The 19,940-nt window shown below is 53.7% G+C and carries 14 protein-coding genes; 3 read left to right on the top strand and 11 right to left on the bottom strand.

Annotated elements, in window-relative coordinates; all coding sequences use genetic code 11:
- Positions 1-28 precede the first annotated feature (28 nt).
- Positions 29-1,102: a mandelate racemase/muconate lactonizing enzyme family protein gene (locus CRP01_RS28170; RefSeq protein WP_099153405.1), complete on the bottom strand. Its 1,074-nt coding sequence runs from the start codon at positions 1,100-1,102 to the stop codon at positions 29-31.
- 484 nt (positions 1,103-1,586) lie between these two features.
- Between CRP01_RS28170 and CRP01_RS28165 the strand changes: the two genes are divergently transcribed.
- Positions 1,587-4,331 (top strand): M43 family zinc metalloprotease, encoded by a 2,745-nt coding sequence (locus tag CRP01_RS28165; RefSeq protein ID WP_099153404.1) that lies wholly within the window; start codon positions 1,587-1,589, stop codon positions 4,329-4,331.
- Between the two features lie 102 nt (positions 4,332-4,433).
- Here CRP01_RS28165 and CRP01_RS28160 read toward each other — a convergent pair whose 3' ends face one another.
- From CRP01_RS28160 to rpsA, 9 genes are all read right to left on the bottom strand, one after another.
- The gene (locus tag CRP01_RS28160; RefSeq protein ID WP_099153403.1) at positions 4,434-5,318 is read right to left on the bottom strand and encodes a mevalonate kinase family protein; all 885 of its coding nucleotides are present in this window, start codon (positions 5,316-5,318) and stop codon (positions 4,434-4,436) included.
- A 45-nt stretch (positions 5,319-5,363) separates the two neighbouring features.
- Positions 5,364-5,876: a class IV adenylate cyclase gene (locus CRP01_RS28155; protein WP_099153402.1), complete on the bottom strand. Its 513-nt coding sequence runs from the start codon at positions 5,874-5,876 to the stop codon at positions 5,364-5,366.
- Between the two features lie 45 nt (positions 5,877-5,921).
- Positions 5,922-7,028 carry an LOG family protein gene (locus tag CRP01_RS28150; protein WP_099153401.1) on the bottom strand — a complete coding sequence of 369 codons (1,107 nt, stop codon included), beginning with the start codon at positions 7,026-7,028 and terminating at the stop codon, positions 5,922-5,924.
- A gap of 12 nt (positions 7,029-7,040) precedes the next feature.
- Positions 7,041-8,810 (bottom strand): mechanosensitive ion channel family protein, encoded by a 1,770-nt coding sequence (locus CRP01_RS28145; protein WP_099153400.1) that lies wholly within the window; start codon positions 8,808-8,810, stop codon positions 7,041-7,043.
- A 209-nt stretch (positions 8,811-9,019) separates the two neighbouring features.
- Positions 9,020-10,192 (bottom strand): redoxin domain-containing protein, encoded by a 1,173-nt coding sequence (locus CRP01_RS28140; RefSeq protein ID WP_099153399.1) that lies wholly within the window; start codon positions 10,190-10,192, stop codon positions 9,020-9,022.
- Between the two features lie 156 nt (positions 10,193-10,348).
- Complete coding sequence (locus CRP01_RS28135) at positions 10,349-11,347, bottom strand: RNA ligase, Rnl2 family (protein WP_170110571.1); 999 nt, start codon at positions 11,345-11,347, stop codon at positions 10,349-10,351.
- A 70-nt stretch (positions 11,348-11,417) separates the two neighbouring features.
- Positions 11,418-12,098, bottom strand: coding sequence for a TIGR02117 family protein (locus CRP01_RS28130; RefSeq protein ID WP_099153397.1), 681 nt, complete (start codon positions 12,096-12,098; stop codon positions 11,418-11,420).
- A 46-nt stretch (positions 12,099-12,144) separates the two neighbouring features.
- The gene (locus CRP01_RS28125) at positions 12,145-12,858 is read right to left on the bottom strand and encodes a Type 1 glutamine amidotransferase-like domain-containing protein (RefSeq protein ID WP_099153396.1); all 714 of its coding nucleotides are present in this window, start codon (positions 12,856-12,858) and stop codon (positions 12,145-12,147) included.
- A 295-nt stretch (positions 12,859-13,153) separates the two neighbouring features.
- Positions 13,154-15,430, bottom strand: a complete 2,277-nt coding sequence (rpsA, locus tag CRP01_RS28120) for a 30S ribosomal protein S1 (RefSeq protein ID WP_099153395.1) — start codon at positions 15,428-15,430, stop codon at positions 13,154-13,156.
- 301 nt (positions 15,431-15,731) lie between these two features.
- Between rpsA and CRP01_RS28115 the strand changes: the two genes are divergently transcribed.
- Together CRP01_RS28115 and CRP01_RS28110 are read left to right on the top strand one after the other, a co-directional pair.
- Positions 15,732-17,396, top strand: a complete 1,665-nt coding sequence (locus CRP01_RS28115) for an AMP-binding protein (protein ID WP_099153394.1) — start codon at positions 15,732-15,734, stop codon at positions 17,394-17,396.
- Between the two features lie 92 nt (positions 17,397-17,488).
- Positions 17,489-18,307 (top strand): cyclase family protein, encoded by an 819-nt coding sequence (locus tag CRP01_RS28110; protein WP_099153393.1) that lies wholly within the window; start codon positions 17,489-17,491, stop codon positions 18,305-18,307.
- 83 nt (positions 18,308-18,390) lie between these two features.
- Here the strand turns inward: CRP01_RS28110 and CRP01_RS28105 are convergent, their stop codons facing one another.
- Positions 18,391-19,854 carry an alpha/beta hydrolase-fold protein gene (locus CRP01_RS28105; protein WP_099153392.1) on the bottom strand — a complete coding sequence of 488 codons (1,464 nt, stop codon included), beginning with the start codon at positions 19,852-19,854 and terminating at the stop codon, positions 18,391-18,393.
- Between the last annotated feature and the right edge of the window lie 86 nt (positions 19,855-19,940).

Raw genomic sequence — 19,940 nt, 5'->3', positions numbered from 1 at the left:
TGGAGGATGGGTATTACCGGCGCTAAAGCTATTGCTCCAGCCGTTCCACTCCCAGTCCCGGTTTATCCAGCGGCCACAGACAACCGTCTTTCAGCTCGAATCCTCCACGGACCAGATCCCGGGCCAGATCGAAGCTACCGTCCAGATCCAGGTAACGCGTAGCCGGGGAGGCCAGCGCAATGTGGAGCGCGGCGGTAATGCTCACGATGCTTTCATCCATACAGCCCCACATCAGATCGATCTGCCGGTCGTAAGCGACATCGGCGATCTTTTTACCGGCATCCACTCCGCCACATTTCATCAGTTTGATATTGTAGATCCCGTACGGCAGCGGTTCGGCGGCTAGGGTAACGGCATCTTTCGGGATCTGCAGGTCCTCATCGGCAGCGCACAGGGCCCGGACCTCCCAGGGCAGATCGCGCAGTTGGGCGTAGGCGCCCCGCGGCAGGGGTTGTTCCACAAATTCCACTTCGGCGTCCCGGCAGGCTTCGAGGAAACGTACCAGATCCGCCTGTTGGTAGCCCTGGTTGGCATCCACCCGGATCTTCACTTCCGGGCCGACCCTTTCGCGCAATTTCCGGAAGATCTCGATGTCTTTTTCCACGGCATTGCCGGTTTTCAGTTTGATCACGCGGAAACCGTCGGCGACGTATTCATCCGCCTGCGCGAGGGTGGTTTCCAGATCGTTGATACCGATGGTTACGGAAGTCGGAATGCCCGCATGCACGCGGCCGAAGAAATCGACCAGCGGGATATCGAGATATTTGGTGAACAGATCGTACAACGCAATGTCGAGGGCCGCCCGCGCCGCCGGGCAGTCCGGCATTTTGGCGACACTTTCCCGCAGTATAGCCTGGTACTGGCGGAGGTCCCGCCCCAGCGTCAGTGCTTCCAGGTGCTGCCCCAGCGCCCCGAGGGTATCCTCCATGGATTCATTGGTAACAAAGGCTGCCGGAGAACCCGCGCCAATGCCGTACAGCCCGTTTTCCGCTTCCAATAGTACAAAGACATTGTCTACCGCAGAAACGGTCTTATAGGCGATCGTATAAGGCCTGGTGAGTTGCAGGTCTTCTTTCCAGAATTTGACGGAACGTATTTTCATGAGTCAGTTTGGTGCTTAATCTGCAAAACTAAGAATTAACTAGATCGGACAAACATTTTTGCGGAGAGTCCTTCCGTGCACAAAGATTATTTTTAACTTTGGGGAACTTCAGAGGCACCTGTACAGAGCCCGTGCCTCCATCGTTAATAGCAACTCATCTACTACGACTGTTCAAAAATGAGATCTTTCGAAGCCGCAACCCGGCCGGAACAGATGGATTTTGAATAAGTGTCTCCGCTTACGTTAAACACGCTGTTTTAACCATTTTCAATTAGCACGTTCATTGCTAAACTACCCCCGCTATAGTTTTTCTAAACCCGCACGCCCTCCGGGGCCGTTGAACCATACTTCCTGAGAAAACTTTTGGTACTCCCGACTTACAGCCGGTAATCCGTCCGGTGTATGGCCGGACCTGACGCTAATTTTTCGAAAGTGACCACACTTTCGCCTGATATTTTATTGTAAAATTCCAAAAGTGACTAGTATGCATTTAAAGATCAGCACTATTTTCTTATTGCTATTAACGACCTTTTTTGTTCGCCCAATCCAGGCACAGGACCAGTTGCGGCGCTGCCACACCATGGAGGCCGATGCCGAACTGAGGGCCCGCTATCCCCAGCTCGGTACGCTGGATGAATTCGAAGAATGGCTCGCTCCGCGCGTACGTACCTTCCAGAAAGAAGGCAACGGCCGGGCCGTTTCCACTATCCCCATTATTTTCCACATTATCCACGACGGCGATGCCGTGGGTAGCGGAGATAATATCAGCGCCCTTTACGTAAACGCCCAGATCCAGCAACTCAACGATGATTTCCGCCGGATACTGGGTACTTCGGGTTACAACACCCACCCCGCCGGAGCCGATTCGGAGATCGAGTTCTGCGCCGCTGCCGTTGACCCGAACGGCAACCCGCTCTCCGAACCGGGGATCAACCGCATCAATCGCAATTCGAAGGGATGGTCGGCCCCACCCTACGGCACCTGTATCGGCGGCGATTTCGGGGACGCCTACATCGAGAACACCATCAAACCGGAATCGCAGTGGGATCCCAACGATTACCTCAACGTGTGGGTAATGGATATCAACTGCAGCATTCTGGGCTACGCCCAGTTTCCCAGTTCTTCTGGCCTCAGCGGCCTGGGCAGCAACGGCGGTGCGGCCGCCACGGACGGCGTGGTACTGCTTACCTCTTCCCTCGGCAGCACCGGTACGCCCCAGGGCTCCGGCGTGTATAACAAAGGCCGGACGGGCACGCATGAGATCGGCCACTTCTTCGGACTGCGCCACATCTGGGGAGACCAGACCTGCGGCACCGACTATTGCAACGATACGCCGGAGGCAACTGGGCCCGCCAGCGGCTGTCCCAACAGCACTACCTGCGACGGGGTGCAGGACATGGTGGAGAACTACATGGATTATTCCTACGATGACTGTATGAATATCTTCACCGGCGACCAGAAAGCACGCATGCAGACGGTCCTGCAAAACAGTCCACGGCGGGGTATACTGGCCAACTCCACGGCCTGTACCAGTACCGGCGGTGGCGGTCTGAGCTGTGCGTCGACCGTTTCCAGTTTCCCCTACAACGAAGGATTTGAGAGTGGATTCGGAGGCTGGAGCCAGTCTTCAGCGGATGATTTCGACTGGAGCCGCAATTCCGGAGGAACGCCCTCCAGCAATACGGGTCCATCGGGCGCGGCCGGCGGCAGCTGGTACGTATTTACCGAGGCTTCATCCCCGAATTACCCAAGCCTGGGCAGCATTTTGAACAGTCCCTGTTTTGACCTGAGCGCAGAATCCTCCGCCAGCTTTGCTTTTGAATACCATCTGTACGGAGCCGCGGATATGGGCGGACTGCAGTTGCAGGCCAAAATTGACGGCGGCGGTTGGAACACGATCTGGTCCGTTTCGGGTAATCAGGGTAACTCCTGGCAATCCGCATCCGTCGATCTGGCCAGCTATCTGGGCGAAACCGTACAACTTCGCTTTGTGGGCACCACGGGCGCTACCTGGCAGGGCGATATGGGTGTAGACGAGATCAGCCTGACTACCGGTGGCGGTGGCGGCAATCCCGGCGGTGGCGGCGGCTGTACGACCAGCGTATCCACTTTCCCCTACGATGAAGGCTTTGAAAGCAGCTTCGGCGACTGGTCCCAGGACAACAGTGATGATTTTGACTGGCTACGGCTTTCCGGCGGTACGCCTTCCGGCACCACCGGCCCCAGCTCGGCCGTTGAAGGCAGCTACTACGCTTATATCGAATCCTCATCGCCAAATTATTCCAACCTGAGCGCTGTGCTGAACGGGCCCTGTTTTGACCTGAGCGGAGAAAGCCAGGCGACTTTCATCTTCCAATACCATCTGTACGGCGCCAGCAATATGGGTAGTCTGAGTCTCGAAGCCCGTCCGTCCGGCGGCAACTGGAGCTCCGTCTGGTCCCTTTCCGGCAACCAGGGTAATTCCTGGCAGGAGGCCTCCGTCAACCTGGCCGCTTATCTCGGCGGCAGTGTGGAGCTGCGCTTCGTCGGCATCACCGGCACGACCTGGCAGGGAGATATGGCCATCGATGCCCTCGAACTGTCAACCAGCACCGGTGGCGGCGGAAACCCGGGTACGGGCGACTGTACGGACGTAACGCTTTCGATCACGTTCGATAATTATCCCGAGGAAACCAGTTGGGAGATCACCGACGGTTCCGGTGCAGTGGTCTACAGCGGCGGCACCTACGACAGCGAACCCGACGGATCGACCATCACCCTGACCGGCTGCATCCCTTACGGATGTTACGATTTCACGATCTTCGATGCCTATGGCGACGGGATCTGCTGTTCTTACGGCAACGGCTCCTATAGTTTCACTACGGATAACGGCACGGTGCTGGCATCGGGTAGTTCTTTCGGCAGTTCGGAGACGACCAGTTTCTGCCTGTCGGCCGGCAGCCGGGAAGTAACACGGGTGAGTCGGGCGGATACCCGCGAAACGATCCAGGCCTTCCCGAATCCTACCCGGGATCAGCTTACCGTGGTTTACGAAAGTAAGGAAAGTACGGATGTTAACTGGCGGATCGTGGATCTGCTCGGTAAAACCATTCAGTCGGCAAAGTGGCCGATTGATGCGGGTTTCAACCAGCAGAGTCTGCGGGTAGATCATCTGCCGGCCGGTACCTACCTGCTGGTGATCGAGCATAACGGACAGCCGCACACCCAACGTTTTGTGGTGAGTCGCTAATTACGTTTTGGACATCGTTAACCCGGAGTTAACGATCAGGGGTGCATTCCGGCGATATCAGTCGGGATGCACTTTTTTTGTTTGCAAACAGGCCGATCCGGCCTACCAGAGTGGGATGCAGGTGTGCGTCCGGGCCAGACGGTCGAGAGCAGCCTGGTCCTTTGCCGTTCCAAGCAGAAAGCCGCCACCACCGGCACCGCACAATTTGAGGGTATATGCTCCGGAATCCAGTCCCTGCTGCCAGACGGCCCGCAGATCCGACGGGATCATTTCCGAAAAATGTTCGTACTGAAATACACTGACGGTACGCATCCCCTCCCCTACCTTTTGCCAGTTCCCCGTCAGGAAAGCTTCGATCAGCGCGTTAACTTCCGGAGTCAGCGTACGGGAGATCCGTTCGGCATAATCCGCTTTTTCGCAGTTCGCGAGATAGGTATTCACCAATGGACCGGTAGAACGGGGAAGCCCCGTGTCCAGCAGAAAAAATGGGAAGGGCAGATCCTGCAGATTGGGCAGATCCACCCGGTCGATCGCCCCCTCCGCACGGATCACCACCGGATAGCCGAGATAGCAGATCAGCGGGTCGGTACCGGAACTGGAACCGTGGAAATGACTTTCCATCAGGGCAAACTGCTGGCGCAGCGCGGCAAACTGCGCTACCTCCTGTCGGCCGATCGGAGCTACGGCAAAACGGTCGTATACCGCCGCACAGAGTGCCCCCGAACTCCCCAGACCGTACCCGATGGGAATATTGGAATCGAAAAAAAGGTTTTCGTTTAAGGCGTGCCGGAAGGCGGGCACATCCAGAGAGGCGCGCAAATGCGCCTGCTGTTCCAGGTATTCGGCAAAGGCCAGCAGGCGGTCATCCGGCATGGCTGCCTGCGCCCAGTGCCCGGCAAAGCGCTCGTAGGGAATGGCCAGAGCCCGCGAACCGTTGATGATGGTGTATTCGCCGAATAACAGCAGTTTGGAAGCGTATTTTTTCACAAGCCTTGGGTATGAATGTGATGACCCGGGGCAACGCCCCAATCCTTATCCGAGCAACAGATCGCTGTAGGACTGATCGACCAGGTCTTCGTCCCGGATGCCGAGCAGGTGTAGAAAATGTTCGCACTGATCGTGTAGGTGATCCAGTCCGACCGTTCCGTCGTGGTCAATGGCTTCGATCTCTACGAATTCTCCGAGTCCCTGCACCTCATCGATATGGAATTTCACATTATCAATAAAATAAATGGCTCTTTGTTTATCCACCACTACTAAAGTATCCAGCGCGTTTTCCAGCACTTCTTTCAGGGACTCGTCGGCGGTAGGATGGTGTAGTGTAACTTTGGATTGCTTGGGCCCGGACTGATTCGGGCGATGGTAATGGATAAGGGTCTTTTCGATCTTTCCCTGCCGGAGTTTAAGCCGGCCCTTCGGCACCACGAAGTAGGTATCTATCTGATGATCCACTCCGACAAAGCGAGCCTTATTGGCTTCGAGCAGAGCCTTAATTTCGTCGGCCCGATCGGTGCGGGCCTTGATTTCAATATTGAGGTGAGACATAGGTTGGACAAATAAGCGGTGAAGCCAAATAGCTGACGGGCAAATTTACTTTTTCTCCTGGAACCGCTCTATATGTGCGATCACCTTTTCCGTGGAATCGTAGAGTCCCAGATCCAGATGGCTGAGGTCGCCCCGCTTGTGCATGAGTTCGATCACGGGATAGATCGGCCGGTCGGTGGTCCAGTACTCCCGGTTGAGGAAAACCATGGGGCTGGCGTAACCGAACGATTCGTAGTGATTTTGGGCGATATCCTGAAAGACTTCCTGCATGGTGCCGGCGCTGCCCGGCGCAAAGATCACACCGCCTTTGGCCACGGCCAGCAATCCTTCTTCCCGTACACTGTTGGCGAAATATTTGGCGATGTGGGTCGCAAAGGGTGTCGGCGGTTCGTGCCCGTACAACCAGGTCGGCACCCCGAGGCTGGAGTAAGCCGGTCGCGGATATTTCTCAATTACCTGAAAAGCGGTCGGCAGCCAGTTCACATCGGCGTAGGTAGGTGCCTGCCCCATGAGTTCCAGAGCTTCATTCAGTTGCTCCTCCGGTTTTCCGGCAAACCAGGCGCCCACATGGGTCGCTTCCATGGCGCCGGGGCCGCCCCCGGAGATCATCAGATAGCCGCGTTTGGTCAGCTCCCGGGAGATCTCCGTGATCTGACGATAGCTGGCCGAATTCCGGTTCAGACTGTGGCCGCCCATCATGGCGACTACTTTTTTCTCCGGAAATTCCGTCAGGAACTCCTGCAGGGAATCGGTAATGGAGTGATCGTGGAGCCGGCGGGCCAGGGTTTCCTTGATGTTGTGGGTTTCCTTTCCCGTCATCAGGTAATGATCGTATACAACTTTGTCCAGCGTACGGAGATAGGTTTCCGGGCGGCGGTAGTCGTATCCATTGTAGAGGGTATCTCTATTGTAGAGTCGGTTCGGATAGATATTGTAGGGCACTTCCAGGTGGGGGAAGATGTAGTTATCCGTCTGCAAATGAGCAAACAGGCGACTGCTGAGCACGCAGCCCAGAAACAGGCAGCGCCGGAATTTCACCTTCAGTATCACCGATTCGATCTGATTGAGATCGAGGTTCTGGACCGCGATCTCCCGGACCTCCTGCTTCGTCAGATAGGCCTTCAGCTCCAGAATAGATTCGAATTCTTTCATTAATGGGTTTCCTTAGTTTTCGTGCAGGCCGGTTCCGTTCCCGTTTTGTCCGGCAATCTGGACGCGTTCTCTGGCCAGATAACGGCCGTCGTTCAGGCGGCTGATGTAGGCGATCAGTTCTTCCCGGATCTTGCAGTGCAGTTTCCAGGCCGTGGATGCATCTTTGGCGCTACACAGCGCACGGATCTCGATGGCATCTTTGGAACTCGATACGACCTCCATCACCGGTTCTTTCTCGGCATCGTAATCTTCTTCTTTTTCCAGCAATTCCGCAAACTTTTCGCGCACCTTTTGCACATTGGTCGTAGGGTCGGCAAAAATGTGGATGGGTTTGATCAGGTGCGGATCGTTGAGGGACCAGTTTTCAAAAGGATGGGTAATGAAGTAACGCAGCGGAACGATCACCCGCCGTTCGTCCCAGGTGTTTACCACCAGATAGGTGAAGCGAATATTTTCGATCGTCCCGTATTCACCTTCAAATAACACCGTATCGCCGATACGGGCCGGTTTGGTAATGGCGATCTGCAGACCGGCAATGATATTGCCCAGCGTGCTTTGCGCGGCGATACCCAGAATGATGGTCGCCACTCCGGCCGAAGCCATCAGCGAAACACCCAGCCGCTGCAGGGAATCGAACTGGGAAAGGACTGTACCGATGCCCACCACCAGCACAATGAAGGTAATCACTTTTCGCGCAATGGAGATATAGGTCAGATAGCGCCGGGATGCGGCATTCTGTTCGTCCGAAATATCACCAACCTGATTGGCCGTAAAGCGATCCATAAAATAGTCGATCGCCCGGATCACCACCCAGGTGACCGCTCCGATCACCGTGACCAGCAGCAAGGAATAGATGTACGGTGAAAAGCCTCCGGAAATGGACAGGAAATTATTGATCACCAGATAAAAGGCAAAAACGCTGACCGCCAGCGCAATCGGCGTGGCTCCCTTGCGACTGATATCCTCCACCCAGGTTTCATCGGAATTCCGGGCCAGCCGATTGATCAGCCAGTGCGTCAATTTATACAGAAAGAAACACCCGATGGTCATCAGCAGAAAGGCCAGAAATTTCCAGGCCGGAATACCCAGTATATCGAATTTTCCCCACTGGGGTACCCAGCGACTCAGTTTACCCGGTCCGTAAGTTTCGTACAGGATCTCAATATTTTCCACCGTATTGGCGGAGATGAGCCATACCGGCGGCTCTCCCTCTTTTTTTACCCGTTGCAGACTGAGGCTGATATCCCGGCCATCGGCGGCCAGGGAGGTCAGTCGCAGATTTCGCCGGGCTTTACCGACCAGGGCGGAAGATCCGGTACCCGCGTGGTCGATCTGGGCATCGGGCCGGTCCGGGAGTTCATCCCAACTGATGCGGACGCGTTTGTCGATCACGTAATAAAGCTTTTCGGCGAGTACGGCGGCTTTATCCAGTTGCATCTTTTCGGGAAGCAGGTTCAGGTTCAGGGCATAGGCCGCCTGCTCGTAGGCCTGCTCCCGGCAGGCAAGTACAAACTGTTCCATACAGGCCTGCGGACTTTGCAGATTGACGGGCGCCTTGGGTTCCGGCAATCCCCGGTTGAGGAAGTTTACCTGGTAGTAGGCTTCATTATATTCTCCGAGGGCGGAGGGTTGATCCAATCTTACTTCGGTGGTGTCGAGGATGTGCTCCTTGGTGGGGTCTGTCTCCAGGGAATCCCGCCGCTCTGCGGGCGACTGGGCGAAAAGGTTAACAAGAGATAAAGCAATAGTAAGGGTTAAAAACGGTCTTAAAAAGCGGCTCATTGAATAGTTTTGTTAATAGTGTCCGTCTATTGAAAACTATTTTACCGCCTCATGTTCACTATCATTCCGGCTTCGGCCGGGAAAGTGCCTCCCGGAGCATTGCCGTAGGGTGCAGCTGGTCTAAACCACTACCATGAAAGGATCTTGCGTTCCAAGCTGTCGGTACTTGTAGAAATACATACAGATTGGCCGGGTCAGTATGGTCTCGTCTAAAAACTAACCGTCCAAAACTCCAGTTCGGCCCGGATCGGCTCCGGCCGGAGTCCGTAACTTTCCAGACTCTCCATTAGTTGTTCTTTATCGCTGACCTCAATAATGAAATCGTATTTCCCATCGAGTCCGGTCTGGTCGATCAGCGGGACGCCCAGCCGGTTTTCCAGCTCAAACAGCGTGGCCCGGATCGTTTGATTGGTAATGATCAACTTCGAACCGGCATCACTGAAACCACCCTGGTTCCCGCTCCCCGGCCTTAACTTTTCCGGATCAAAGGTTTCGATCCGGAGGGCATCCGTCTCGCGGGTCGTCGACTGGATATCGACACCGTATTCCTCGGAAAAGCGTTCCAGCATCAGGGAGTCTACCTGAGCCCGGGATAACAGATCCTTATCAAAGAAAGCAATATTGAAGTTTTGATCCGCCAGCTTTTCCGGCATGGCGATGCGGGATCGGGGGATCTCGAAAAAGTAAGAAAGGATCTTTGGCAGGCTGGTCCCTCCCTCATAGAACATTTTGGGCAGGCCGTCCATGCGTAAACCGCCCGGTCCCGCGCTCGGTATGATCTGGAACATCCGCTGTACGGTGGAGTCTTTGAGGGCAGCGCCGAATTCCTTCAGGCCGATGTTTCTCTTGCCCAGATCAACCGCCGGGGCTGCGGAGTCCAACTCCGAAGGCAGTTCCGGCGTCTGACCGTTTAGTACCTGCCGGATATGATCGGGAGTTAAGAATTCCGGGTTACCCTTCCAGGCCAGCTTTCCCGCCGCATCGATCACCAGCGTATAGGGGATCTCCGCAATGCCGAAAGCCTCCTGCGTCCAGTTTTCCTGATCGGTCACCACGGCCGAGCGGAAGTCGATGCGTTCCAGTGTTCGTTCTATTTTGGCCGGACGTTCGTAGGTCATCGATAAGAACTGTATCCGTTGATCCCCGGCAAATTCAGCAACCAGTTTGTTGAAATGCGGGACCGCTTTCAGACAGGGGCCACACCAGGTAGCCCAAAAATCGACGACAATCACCTTGTTTTCCAGGTCCTGTTCCGGAGGGGCATTTTGCACCCAATCGGTGATCCGGAGCGGCGGACATTTTTCGCCGATGGGGATCGGACTTTGAGCGGTCATCAATACTACGGAGCCAAGGATCAGAGCAGCGACTAGTGAAAGTTTCATCAGTTTTTTGAGTTTTCCACCAAATTAGACCAATCTGATTACTTTTTCAAGTCTGCCTCCGTCAGCGTATTCGGCCTGCCAGGTGGAAGGGGGTAGCGATCAGGTCGTACCGGGCGTTCACCCACATCGGCTAACCCCCACACACTTTATAACCAATTACTGGCAACGGATATATTGCTTGACCAGCGTCGCCGAAGATCTTCCGATAGATTTGGTGATCAACTTCTGCTCCTTTTTTTCCAGATCGGTAAACACAGTTCCGTAGTCCTTCACAAAATCCTCGAATACGTCCTTATTGAACAAGCCCAGCACCCGCCCGATATCCCGCTCGCCGACCTCACCGATCTTACTTACTACATTGTGTAGCCGATTCTCGGTAACGTAACCCGCGATGGCCTCCTGCAATTGAACTACTCGTTCGGACAGCGGTTCTTCCGGTCTGATGACCCGGTGGTGCTTCCGGTTTTCCGACCATTTTTCGTTCTTATTTTTGAGCATCACCCGCATACCGTTGTTGAGGTAGGTCGTTTGCGCCGGACGGATCACTACTCCTTCACAGATATTGGGTTCTAATATCGGCAGTCCCAGTTGGTCCGGCAACGTGCTGGTGAAAGCGTTTGGATATTCCAGACACGCTTCGATCGATCCCCGGAACAGGGTTCGGGCGTGCAGCAGGCCTTCGCGCTGAAATAGCTGATTGGCGCGGTCCGTATCGAGAAAGTGATCACCATTGATCTGGATATCGAAAGCGTAAAAGTGATTGGATGGACTGTAGTGGATCCCCTTCTGCACCCGTACGGCCAGACGATCCCTTTCCACCTCCTTGTGCGGGTAGGTTCCACCGATCACCTCTCCGAAGATCCCCATTTGGTTGATCTCCGGATCCTCCTGTTGGAGGGTTTCCCAAATTTTTTGAAAATGCGGGCTGAGTGCTTCCAACAGTTTGTCGTAGTTGTAGAATTTCTCCCCGTCGGCGATCAGTTCCGTACGTTTCGCGGCCCTAAAATGGATGCCGTCCTGCGTCCAGTAGCTCAGATTTGCTCCGTGCACCTTTTCCTGCACAAGGAATTCGTTCTCCCACAAACCATGCCCTTTGATCCGGTCCAGGATCTCCTTCCGGTAAGAGTTCTCGATAGAATTGTATTTGTTGAACACGACCGTTTTTTGAATGATCTAATTTGGAATACTTTTCTAAAGACCAGAAAATTTTCCAAAAAGTTCCGGCTCACTCGTTTTGCCTGGGGAGATGATACAATACCCCGAGATCGAAGGGAGACCACACGGCAGTTTTTAGACCGGCCCGTTTCAAGCCGATATTCACCCAGTTGTTGCAGGTTTTCAGGCAGGAATAGTGCCCGACCGCTTCGAAAAAATGATCCATGCGGGTATACCCGGCTCTGGGGATCTCGATCAACCGGCCTTCGCCGTCCTTTGCGAAGCCATGCCAGATGTAGGTCTGTAGTCGTTGTAGTTGATCCGGACACAAATCGATCAGACGCCAGCTACCGTATTGCCGGCGGTAATGGGTCAAATGCATCGCCGTGCCACTCTTCCAGAAGAGCGCTTCGAGCGCTACGCTAACTTCCAGCTCCGCCCAGGTGGGTGTTTCCAGGTAAAAACCCTTATCTCCCCAGCCGAACGCCAGATAACGAATATCGGTCGGCGACAACAAAGCACCGCTCAGCGAGTCACCCAGCAACTCGCGGGGCAAGATGATGTCGAGGTGCACGCCGTTGGTGCCGATGTAAATGGTATGCTTTTGGGAGCAGTTCTGTTTTTCCGGTCGGGTGGCAGCCAGGGATAGGATGAGCCCGGCGAGCAGGTAGAGCAGTACGGGCGCCAATATTACGGCCACCACTTTCAGCAGACGTTTTCCCCACTTTTTTATCCGGGCCCGGTAAGCCATAAACTTTCCTGTTTTGGTATACAAAATGAAACCAGAATAGGGTACGCTACGATCCCACGTCTCCACCCAGCCGAACGGGTGCCAGGATCTCTTCCCGCAGCATGCCCTGCTCTAACGTAAACCGGTAGGCGCCGCCCTGTTTCCTGGAAGATACTACCTTTTCCAGTTCTTCATTGACAAAATGAAGGGCAACGCCGTCGTCGCAGGCAATGCCGGGCAGCATTTCGCCCGATACGATCTTGTGTTTGTAAACTTCCTGCCGCTCGGCTTCACCGTCGAAGTGGGGGCAATTGCTGCCGTTCAGTAAGCTCAGGCATGGTAAGGTCGTTAGTCCCTCTGGTGTAGAATCCGTTAGCCCCTGCTCAAACCAACAGATCGCTCCCGCACTTAGACCACTAAGTATAGTACCACCTTCGTATGCTTTTTTAAGTATCCGATCCACACCCCATGTCCGCCAGATAACCAACATATTACGGGTATTCCCTCCTCCGACGTAAATAATATCCTGGTCCATTAGGAAGCCTTCCACGTCCCTGGGATAATCTTTGAATAGCGGCAAATGGGCAGGTGTACAGGGTTGGTCATTAAATGCCGCGTAGAAGCGATTGATATAATCTTCCGAATCGCCGCTGGCCGTACCGATAAAGCAAATATTGGGGCACTCCCGATTAGATTGTGCCAGGATGTAATCATCCAGCAGCGGATTATCCGGTTCCATGGAAAAGCCGCCGCCGCCCATGGCGATGATCTGACGTTGCATAAGCATTTTTATATTTAATTCAATTCTTCGGACCGATGAAACGGAAGCGTTGGGTGAATTGTGTCCCCCATGTATATCGAATACCAATGAGCTGATTTTCAACCAGGCAGATCCAACATCAACACATTAACACTTCAACACCTCAACACAAACCTATAACTCCCCGAGATCTACAACGCCAATCAAATATTTTAAATTCCCGGACTTCCCGTTGCGCCCAACGCAAAAGCCCCGAGCTTCACAATGGAAGCCCGGGGCTTTATATCATTCCTCGGATCTCGAGGCGGATCAGGATTTATTCCTTATCGCCACCTTCTTCATCCGTGTTCAACATGTCTTTCAGTTCGGAGAATACATCCAGGTCACCCAGGGTGCTCTTCTCAACGTTCGACTGCGTCTTCTTGATCGCTTTCTTCGTCTCTTTGCGCTCAGCCTGTACCTGCTTGCGTACTTCGGCATCAGCCTCGCGGCGGATGTCATCCAGGTAACGCAGGTGAGATACCATGATACGCTTGTCGTCACGGTTGAATTCGATCACTTTTACAGTCAGTACTTCATCCGGCTCGGCCAGCGTGTTGTCTTCTTTGCGAACGTGCTTCAGCGGCGCGTAAGCTTCCAGACCGTAAGGCAGCTGGACGATAGCACCGCGGTCGTCGCGACGCAGTACCGTAGCTTCGTGGTAGGAACCTACCGGGAATACGTTTTCGAAAGTATCCCATGGGTTTTCTTCCAGTTGCTTGTGGCCCAGAGACAGTTTGCGATTATCCTTATCGATCTCAAGGATCATGATATCGATGTCGTTGCCCACTTTGGTGAACTCAGACGGGTGAGAATAACGCTTGGTCCAGGACAGGTCGGAGATGTGTACCATACCGCCGATACCTTCTTTCAATTCTACGAACACGCCGTAAGGAGTCAGGTTTTTCACCTCGCCCGTGTGACGGCTGTTGATCGGGAATTGATCTTCGATGGTATCCCATGGGTCGTTGGTCAGTTGCTTGATCGACAAAGACATCTTGCGATCTTCGCGATCAACGGTTACCACTTTTGCTTCGTACTCCTGACCCAGTTTGAAGTATTCACGCGCGTTGATCGGCTGGTTGCTCCAGCTTACTTCGCTCACGTGGATCAAACCTTCTACACCAGGCTGGATCTCCAGGAATGCACCGTAGTCCTCGATGTTGACGATCTTGCCTTTGACGGTAGATCCTTCCTGGATCTTGTCGTCCAGTACTTCCCAAGGATGTGGTTGCAGTTGCTTCAGACCCAGAGAGATCCGCTTCTTGTTCTCGTCGAAATCGAGTACCACCACGTTGATCTTCTGGTTGAGCTGCAATACTTCGCTCGGGTGGTTGATCCGACCCCAGGAAATATCGGTGATGTACAACAGACCGTCTACGCCACCAAGATCCAGGAACGCACCGAAATCGGTGATGTTCTTGACCAGACCTTCCAGTACCTGACCTTTTTCCAGGCTGGCGATGATCGCCTCGCGCTGTTCGGCCAGATCGCTTTCGATAAGCGCCTTGTGGGAAACCACGGCGTTCTTGATCGCTTCGTTGATCTTAACCACTTTGAATTCCATGGTCTTGCCAACGTATGCATCATAATCGATGATCGGCTTGATGTCAATTTGAGAACCGGGCAGGAAGGTTTCCAGACCGCTGCAATCAACGATCAGACCACCTTTGGTCTTACTGATGATCGTACCGGTGATAACCGTACCATTTTCGTAGCTGTCGCGGATGCTTTCCCACGCGCGGAGCAGTTTGGCTTTACGACGGGACAGAACCAGCTGACCGCGTGCGTCTTCCTGCTGCTCAACGTATACGTCGACACTGTCACCAACGCCCAGGTCCGGCGTATCGCGGAATTCAGACAGAGATACCAGACCATCAGACTTGTAGTTGATGTCCAATACAACGTCACCGTCATTGATGGCGGTCACCTTACCGCTCACGATCTGGTTTTCCAGAATGGAGCTCAGGGTAGCGTCGTATTGCGCCAGTAATTGCTCTTTCTCGTCTTCGGTGTAAGCGATGCCGTACTTGTTGCTCAGCGCCCAGTTGAAGTCGTCGTGCAGAACCGGAGTCTCATCGATAACGTCTTCATCTTCGTCCTCATCTTCATCCTCGTCGTCATCGTCGTCTCCTTCTTCATCGTCGTCCTCGTCTTCGGAGTCATCATCCTCGTCTTCGTCCTCTTCCACCTCCTCGGCGTCGTCCACTACAGAGGCGTCCTGTTCGGTCTGTGCATCGGGAGAGGCAACACCTTCTTCGACGGCCGTCTCTTCGATGACAGCAGCTTCGCTAACCTCTACGGATTCGGCGAGTTCGGCACCTTCTTTGGTAGCTTCAGCCAGTACTTCGTCGGCATTATCAGCTTCGGCAACTGCCTGTTTGTGAGTCACATCGGCAGCTTCCTCAACGGCTTCCTGCGTTTCTTCGGCAGTTTCTTCCGCAGCTTCCTCGGCTGCAGCTACTGCTTTTTCTTTCACCTCTTCGGGTGTTTCAACTTGTGGCGTTTCTTCCACTTCGTTGTTTTGTTGTTCTTGATCTTTTTCTTCTAGCATTGAAAGAATGCTTTTGGTTAAACAATATGGTTACTAACGATCGGAAGTGTTTACTTTCCGAACCCTTTGTTAAAGGCCGCGCAAAGGTACGCCTTTTTCAGGGTTAAAAAAATAAAAGTCATTAAAAATCAACTGGTTTCAACCCGTTTCCACCCTTAGCTACTTTGTAGTCCGCAGATGTTTGCATTTTGGAAATGAAAAATTGTATTTTTAGCCGGATGAAAAATAATATTCGGCAACTTCGCACCACATTGCGTTCCTGCCGTAAGATCAACGACACAATTAAAACCAATTATACAATATGAACGACGAAAGGCCTTGGTTGAAGAACTACCCCAAGGGTATACCCGCCAATATCGATGCGGATGCTTATCCCAATCTGGTAGCGCTGTTAGAGGAGACCTTTGAAAAATACCGCAAACTGCCCGCCTTTTCCTGCATGGGTAAAGAGATCACTTTTGATTATCTGGATCACATGTCGGCCCAGTTCGGTGCGTATCTGCATTCCCGCGGCCTGGTGCCCGGGGACCGTATCGCCCTGATGATGCCCAATATGCTCCAGTACCCGATCGCGCTTTTCGGTGCGCTGCGGGCCGGCCTCGTGGTAGTGAATACAAACCCGCTGTATACCCCCCGGGAAATGGAACACCAGTTTACCGATTCGGGGGTCAAGGCTATCGTGATCGCCGAGAACTTCGCCGCCAATCTGGAAAAGATCATCGGTAAGACCGAGATCAATACCGTGATCCTGACCAGCATCGGTGAATTGCTGGGTGCCGTTAAGGGCACCATCGTGAATTTTGTGGTCCGCAACATCAAAAAGATGGTGCCCAAATTCAACATCGCCAATACCGTTACCTTTTCGGAGGCGCTGAAGCAGGGCAAAAAATTCGTGATCAAGGAATTCACCAACGAACCGGACCGCGTGATCATTCACCAGTATACCGGCGGTACGACCGGTGTGGCCAAAGGGGCCATGCTCACCAACCGCAACCTGGTGGCCAATATGCAACAGATCCGGGCCTGGATGATGCCTTACCTGAAAGAAAAGGAAGAGATCGCCCTGAGTCCGCTGCCCATGTACCACATTTTTGCCTTCACGGTCAATGCGCTGGCCCTGATGAGCATCGGTACCCGCACCGTTCTGATCACCAATCCACGGGACCTGTCCACTGTGGTGGGCGCCTTCAAGGACTATAAGGTTACCCTGATGACGGGGATCAACACCCTGTTTAATGCCCTGGTTAATAACGACGACTTTGCCAAACAGGACTTCAGTTCCCTGAAGATCACCGTGGGCGGAGGTATGGCTGTACAACGGCCGGTAGCCGAAAAATGGCAGCAGGTGACCGGCTGCGTGCTCAGCGAAGGTTACGGTATGACGGAATCCAGCCCGGTAGCGACCATCAATCCGCTGGATGGCACCGGTCGAATGGGTACCATCGGTCTACCGGTATCCAGTACGGATATCCGCATTGTGGACGTCGATACCGGCTCTCCCCTACCCATCGGCAGCACCGGAGAGATCCAGATCAAAGGCCCCCAGGTGATGAAGGGCTACTACAACCGGCCGGAAGAGACCAACAAGACCATCAAGGACGGCTGGCTCTGCACCGGCGATATCGGCGTGATGTCCGAAGACGGATTTATTCAGATCGTGGATCGCAAAAAAGATATGATCCTGGTGTCCGGCTTCAACGTCTATCCAAATGAAGTGGAAGAAGTGGTAGCCGCTCATCCGAAAGTGCTGGAGGCGGCGGCGGTAGGTATACCGAGTGATAAATCCGGTGAAGTGGTGAAACTCTTCGTCGTAAAAAAGGACAAATCACTCAAGGAAAAAGAACTGATGGAATACTGCCGGGAAAACCTGACCGGCTATAAAGTACCGAAAGAGATCGAATTCCGTACCGAATTACCGAAAACCAATGTGGGTAAGATCCTGCGTCGGAAATTGCGGGACGAGTAAACATAGCAGATTGATCAGTAAGGAGCAGGATCTGGTAAATTTCAATAATTTGCCAGATCTTGTCAGTTAAAGAGGAACCTAAAACCTAAACCATGCATCTATCCACCAATTCACTGCTACCCATCGGGCTAATGGCCGGCCTGTGCCTGCTGGGATGTCAACCCCAAACCGCTCCGGAGGAAGTCGATCCCTTTGCCCAGGGCCAATGGATTGACCTTACCTATAACTTTGACGAGCAGACCATCTACTGGCCCACCGCCAATGGCTTTGTGCTGGATACGGTTTTCGAAGGAGAAACGGAGAACGGCTATTACTATTCTGCCTTTCAGTACTGCGCGGCCGAGCACGGCGGTACCCACCTCGATGCGCCCGTACACTTCGCCGAAGGCAAGCAGTCCATGGAGCAGATCCCCCTGGATCGGCTGACCGGTACGGCCGTGGTGGTGGATGTCAGCGAAAAGGCGCTGGCCGACAAGGACTACCTCATCGGCGTAGCCGATCTGCAAAACTGGGAAAACGAACACGGTACGATCCCGGAGGATGCCATACTGCTACTCCGAACGGGCTACGGTAAGTTCTGGCCCAACAAGGTCGATTATATGGGGACCGACGAAGTAGGCCCGGAAGCCGTGGCTAAACTTCATTTCCCCGGTCTGGACCCGGAAGCAGCTACCTGGCTGACCTCCGAGCGGAAGATCAAAGCCATTGGTCTGGACACCCCCAGCATCGACTACGGACAATCCGTGCTTTTTGAAAGCCATCAGATCCTCTTCCAATCCAATATTCCCGCTTTTGAAAATGTGGCAAACCTGGAAGCCTTGCCGGTAATGGGCAGCTATGTGGTGGCTTTACCGATGAAGATCAAGGGGGGTAGCGGCGGTCCGTTGCGGATTGTGGCGTTTGTGCAATAACATTCACTACACCCGAAAGATCCGGGCTGATGTGCAAAGCAAACAAATAAACACTACGCACACCGGCCCGGATCACCAATCGCCTACTTCACCTTCTTCGCCTCAATCCCCTCTCCTTTCTGATAAACGGTGATGCTTACCACCTCCCGCTTGTCGTTCCGGTTGAACTCCACCTGCACATCGTCCACTTTCAGGTAGAATCTATTTTCCGACATCGGGAACAGTTCCGCTTTGCCACCGCCGTTCGGTTCGCCGTACAGCCGGGTACCATCCACGGTAATGCTCAGACGCATCTCCGGATTGACCTCATAAGTACCCACGTAGGATTGCAGCACTTTCGGACTGATCTTTACGTCTTCCGATTCGTAGTCCACGCCCATGGAGGCCAGCATTTCCACGGCATTGGTATTGCCCGGATTGATGGCCAGTGACTTCTTGTAATATTTGACTGCCTCTTCCTTCTGGCCGTTTTCTTTGTAGGCTTCCCCCAGGCTATCGTAAACGTTGGAAGATTTGGGAAAATCTTCTACGTTCTTTTTAAAAACGGTAATGGCTTCTTCCGTGCGGTTGTTGGCCAGCAACTGGTAGCCCAGGCGGTTGATCAGGCTCTCCGGCACCTTCAGGTCCTTCAACTGAAATTTGTTTTTCAGGCGTTCGTAGTGGGCGGTAATAGCTTCCAGGCCACCCCGATCGTAGAGTACCAGTGGATCGTCCACCCCTTTCCAGTCCTCGAAGATCTTCTCCAGTCCGTAGTAGGTGCTCCGATGGGGAATGGAACCGTGATCTTCCTCATCCATCAGGCGAAACTCCCAATCCAGCCCCGCGGGGGCTTTTTCTTCCATAACGGCCGACAGTTTCCAGGCACCTCCGAGCATATCTCCGCCTTCGTTGGCCATCGTCATGTACAGTCGGGCTTCGTATTCCGGGTTCTTTAGCAAAAAAGTACGGGCCTGTTCGACCAGTTGCTGCTGATCCCACCACAGGCTGGGGCTGATCGCCAGCAGGGCGTCGAAGAGTTCCGGCCGGTGCACCATGGCGTGGATGGCGAACAATCCGCCGAAAGAATGCCCGATCAGCACCCGGTAGGGACTGGTGCGATAGTTCTTTTCTATTTCCGGCATGAGTTCTTCGCCGATAAAGCGCAGCATATTGTCCGCACCACCGGCCGTAGGGAAGCGGCTTTTGTCCGCTTTCAGGATCGGCGGGGTGAGGTCGCGCGTGCGATCGGTGGTATTGGGAATGGCCACCACGATCATCTGCGGCATACGGCCGTTGCGCGCCAGAAAATCAACCGTTCCGGTCGTGTGGTGGAAATGGCCGTCCCCGTCCAGCAGGTACAACACGGGGTAAGATTGTCCGGACGTCTCATAATCATCGGGCAGACCGATAATGTACGGCCGGGTCTCTTCCAGAACGGAAGATTCCATTTCGAATTTTTCACCGATGGTAATGGGTTCGCCTTTGGGCTGGGCCAGGACACTTTGCGGGCTGATCGCCATATAGATCCAGCCTACCAGACAGATCGTCCGGATTAAAAATGATTGCATATCGGGTGTTTTTGTTGAAAGATTCAATAGCTAAATTGCTTGCTGATCAATGATTGTCGGAAAATCGTGCACTACTCCGACATGGG

Origin of the sequence: Flavilitoribacter nigricans DSM 23189 = NBRC 102662, from assembly GCF_002646595.1 — a bacterium.
Taxonomy (GTDB): domain Bacteria; phylum Bacteroidota; class Bacteroidia; order Chitinophagales; family Saprospiraceae; genus Flavilitoribacter; species Flavilitoribacter nigricans.
Note: the sequence above shows the minus strand (reverse complement) of the source record. Positions and strands in the feature narration are given on the sequence as shown.

What these genes read in the sequence shown, in the direction of transcription:
- CRP01_RS28145 (WP_099153400.1), bottom strand. Translation starts at nt 8,810, where the DNA reads ATGAGCCGCTTTTTAAGACCGTTTTTAACCCTTACTATTGCTTTATCT.
- CRP01_RS28140 (WP_099153399.1), bottom strand. Translation starts at nt 10,192, where the DNA reads ATGAAACTTTCACTAGTCGCTGCTCTGATCCTTGGCTCCGTAGTATTG.
- CRP01_RS28155 (WP_099153402.1), bottom strand. Translation starts at nt 5,876, where the DNA reads ATGTCTCACCTCAATATTGAAATCAAGGCCCGCACCGATCGGGCCGAC.
- CRP01_RS28115 (WP_099153394.1), top strand. Translation starts at nt 15,732, where the DNA reads ATGAACGACGAAAGGCCTTGGTTGAAGAACTACCCCAAGGGTATACCC.
- CRP01_RS28170 (WP_099153405.1), bottom strand. Translation starts at nt 1,102, where the DNA reads ATGAAAATACGTTCCGTCAAATTCTGGAAAGAAGACCTGCAACTCACC.
- CRP01_RS28105 (WP_099153392.1), bottom strand. Translation starts at nt 19,854, where the DNA reads ATGCAATCATTTTTAATCCGGACGATCTGTCTGGTAGGCTGGATCTAT.
- rpsA (WP_099153395.1), bottom strand. Translation starts at nt 15,430, where the DNA reads ATGCTAGAAGAAAAAGATCAAGAACAACAAAACAACGAAGTGGAAGAA.
- CRP01_RS28130 (WP_099153397.1), bottom strand. Translation starts at nt 12,098, where the DNA reads ATGGCTTACCGGGCCCGGATAAAAAAGTGGGGAAAACGTCTGCTGAAA.
- CRP01_RS28110 (WP_099153393.1), top strand. Translation starts at nt 17,489, where the DNA reads ATGCATCTATCCACCAATTCACTGCTACCCATCGGGCTAATGGCCGGC.
- CRP01_RS28165 (WP_099153404.1), top strand. Translation starts at nt 1,587, where the DNA reads ATGCATTTAAAGATCAGCACTATTTTCTTATTGCTATTAACGACCTTT.
- CRP01_RS28150 (WP_099153401.1), bottom strand. Translation starts at nt 7,028, where the DNA reads ATGAAAGAATTCGAATCTATTCTGGAGCTGAAGGCCTATCTGACGAAG.
- CRP01_RS28125 (WP_099153396.1), bottom strand. Translation starts at nt 12,858, where the DNA reads ATGCAACGTCAGATCATCGCCATGGGCGGCGGCGGCTTTTCCATGGAA.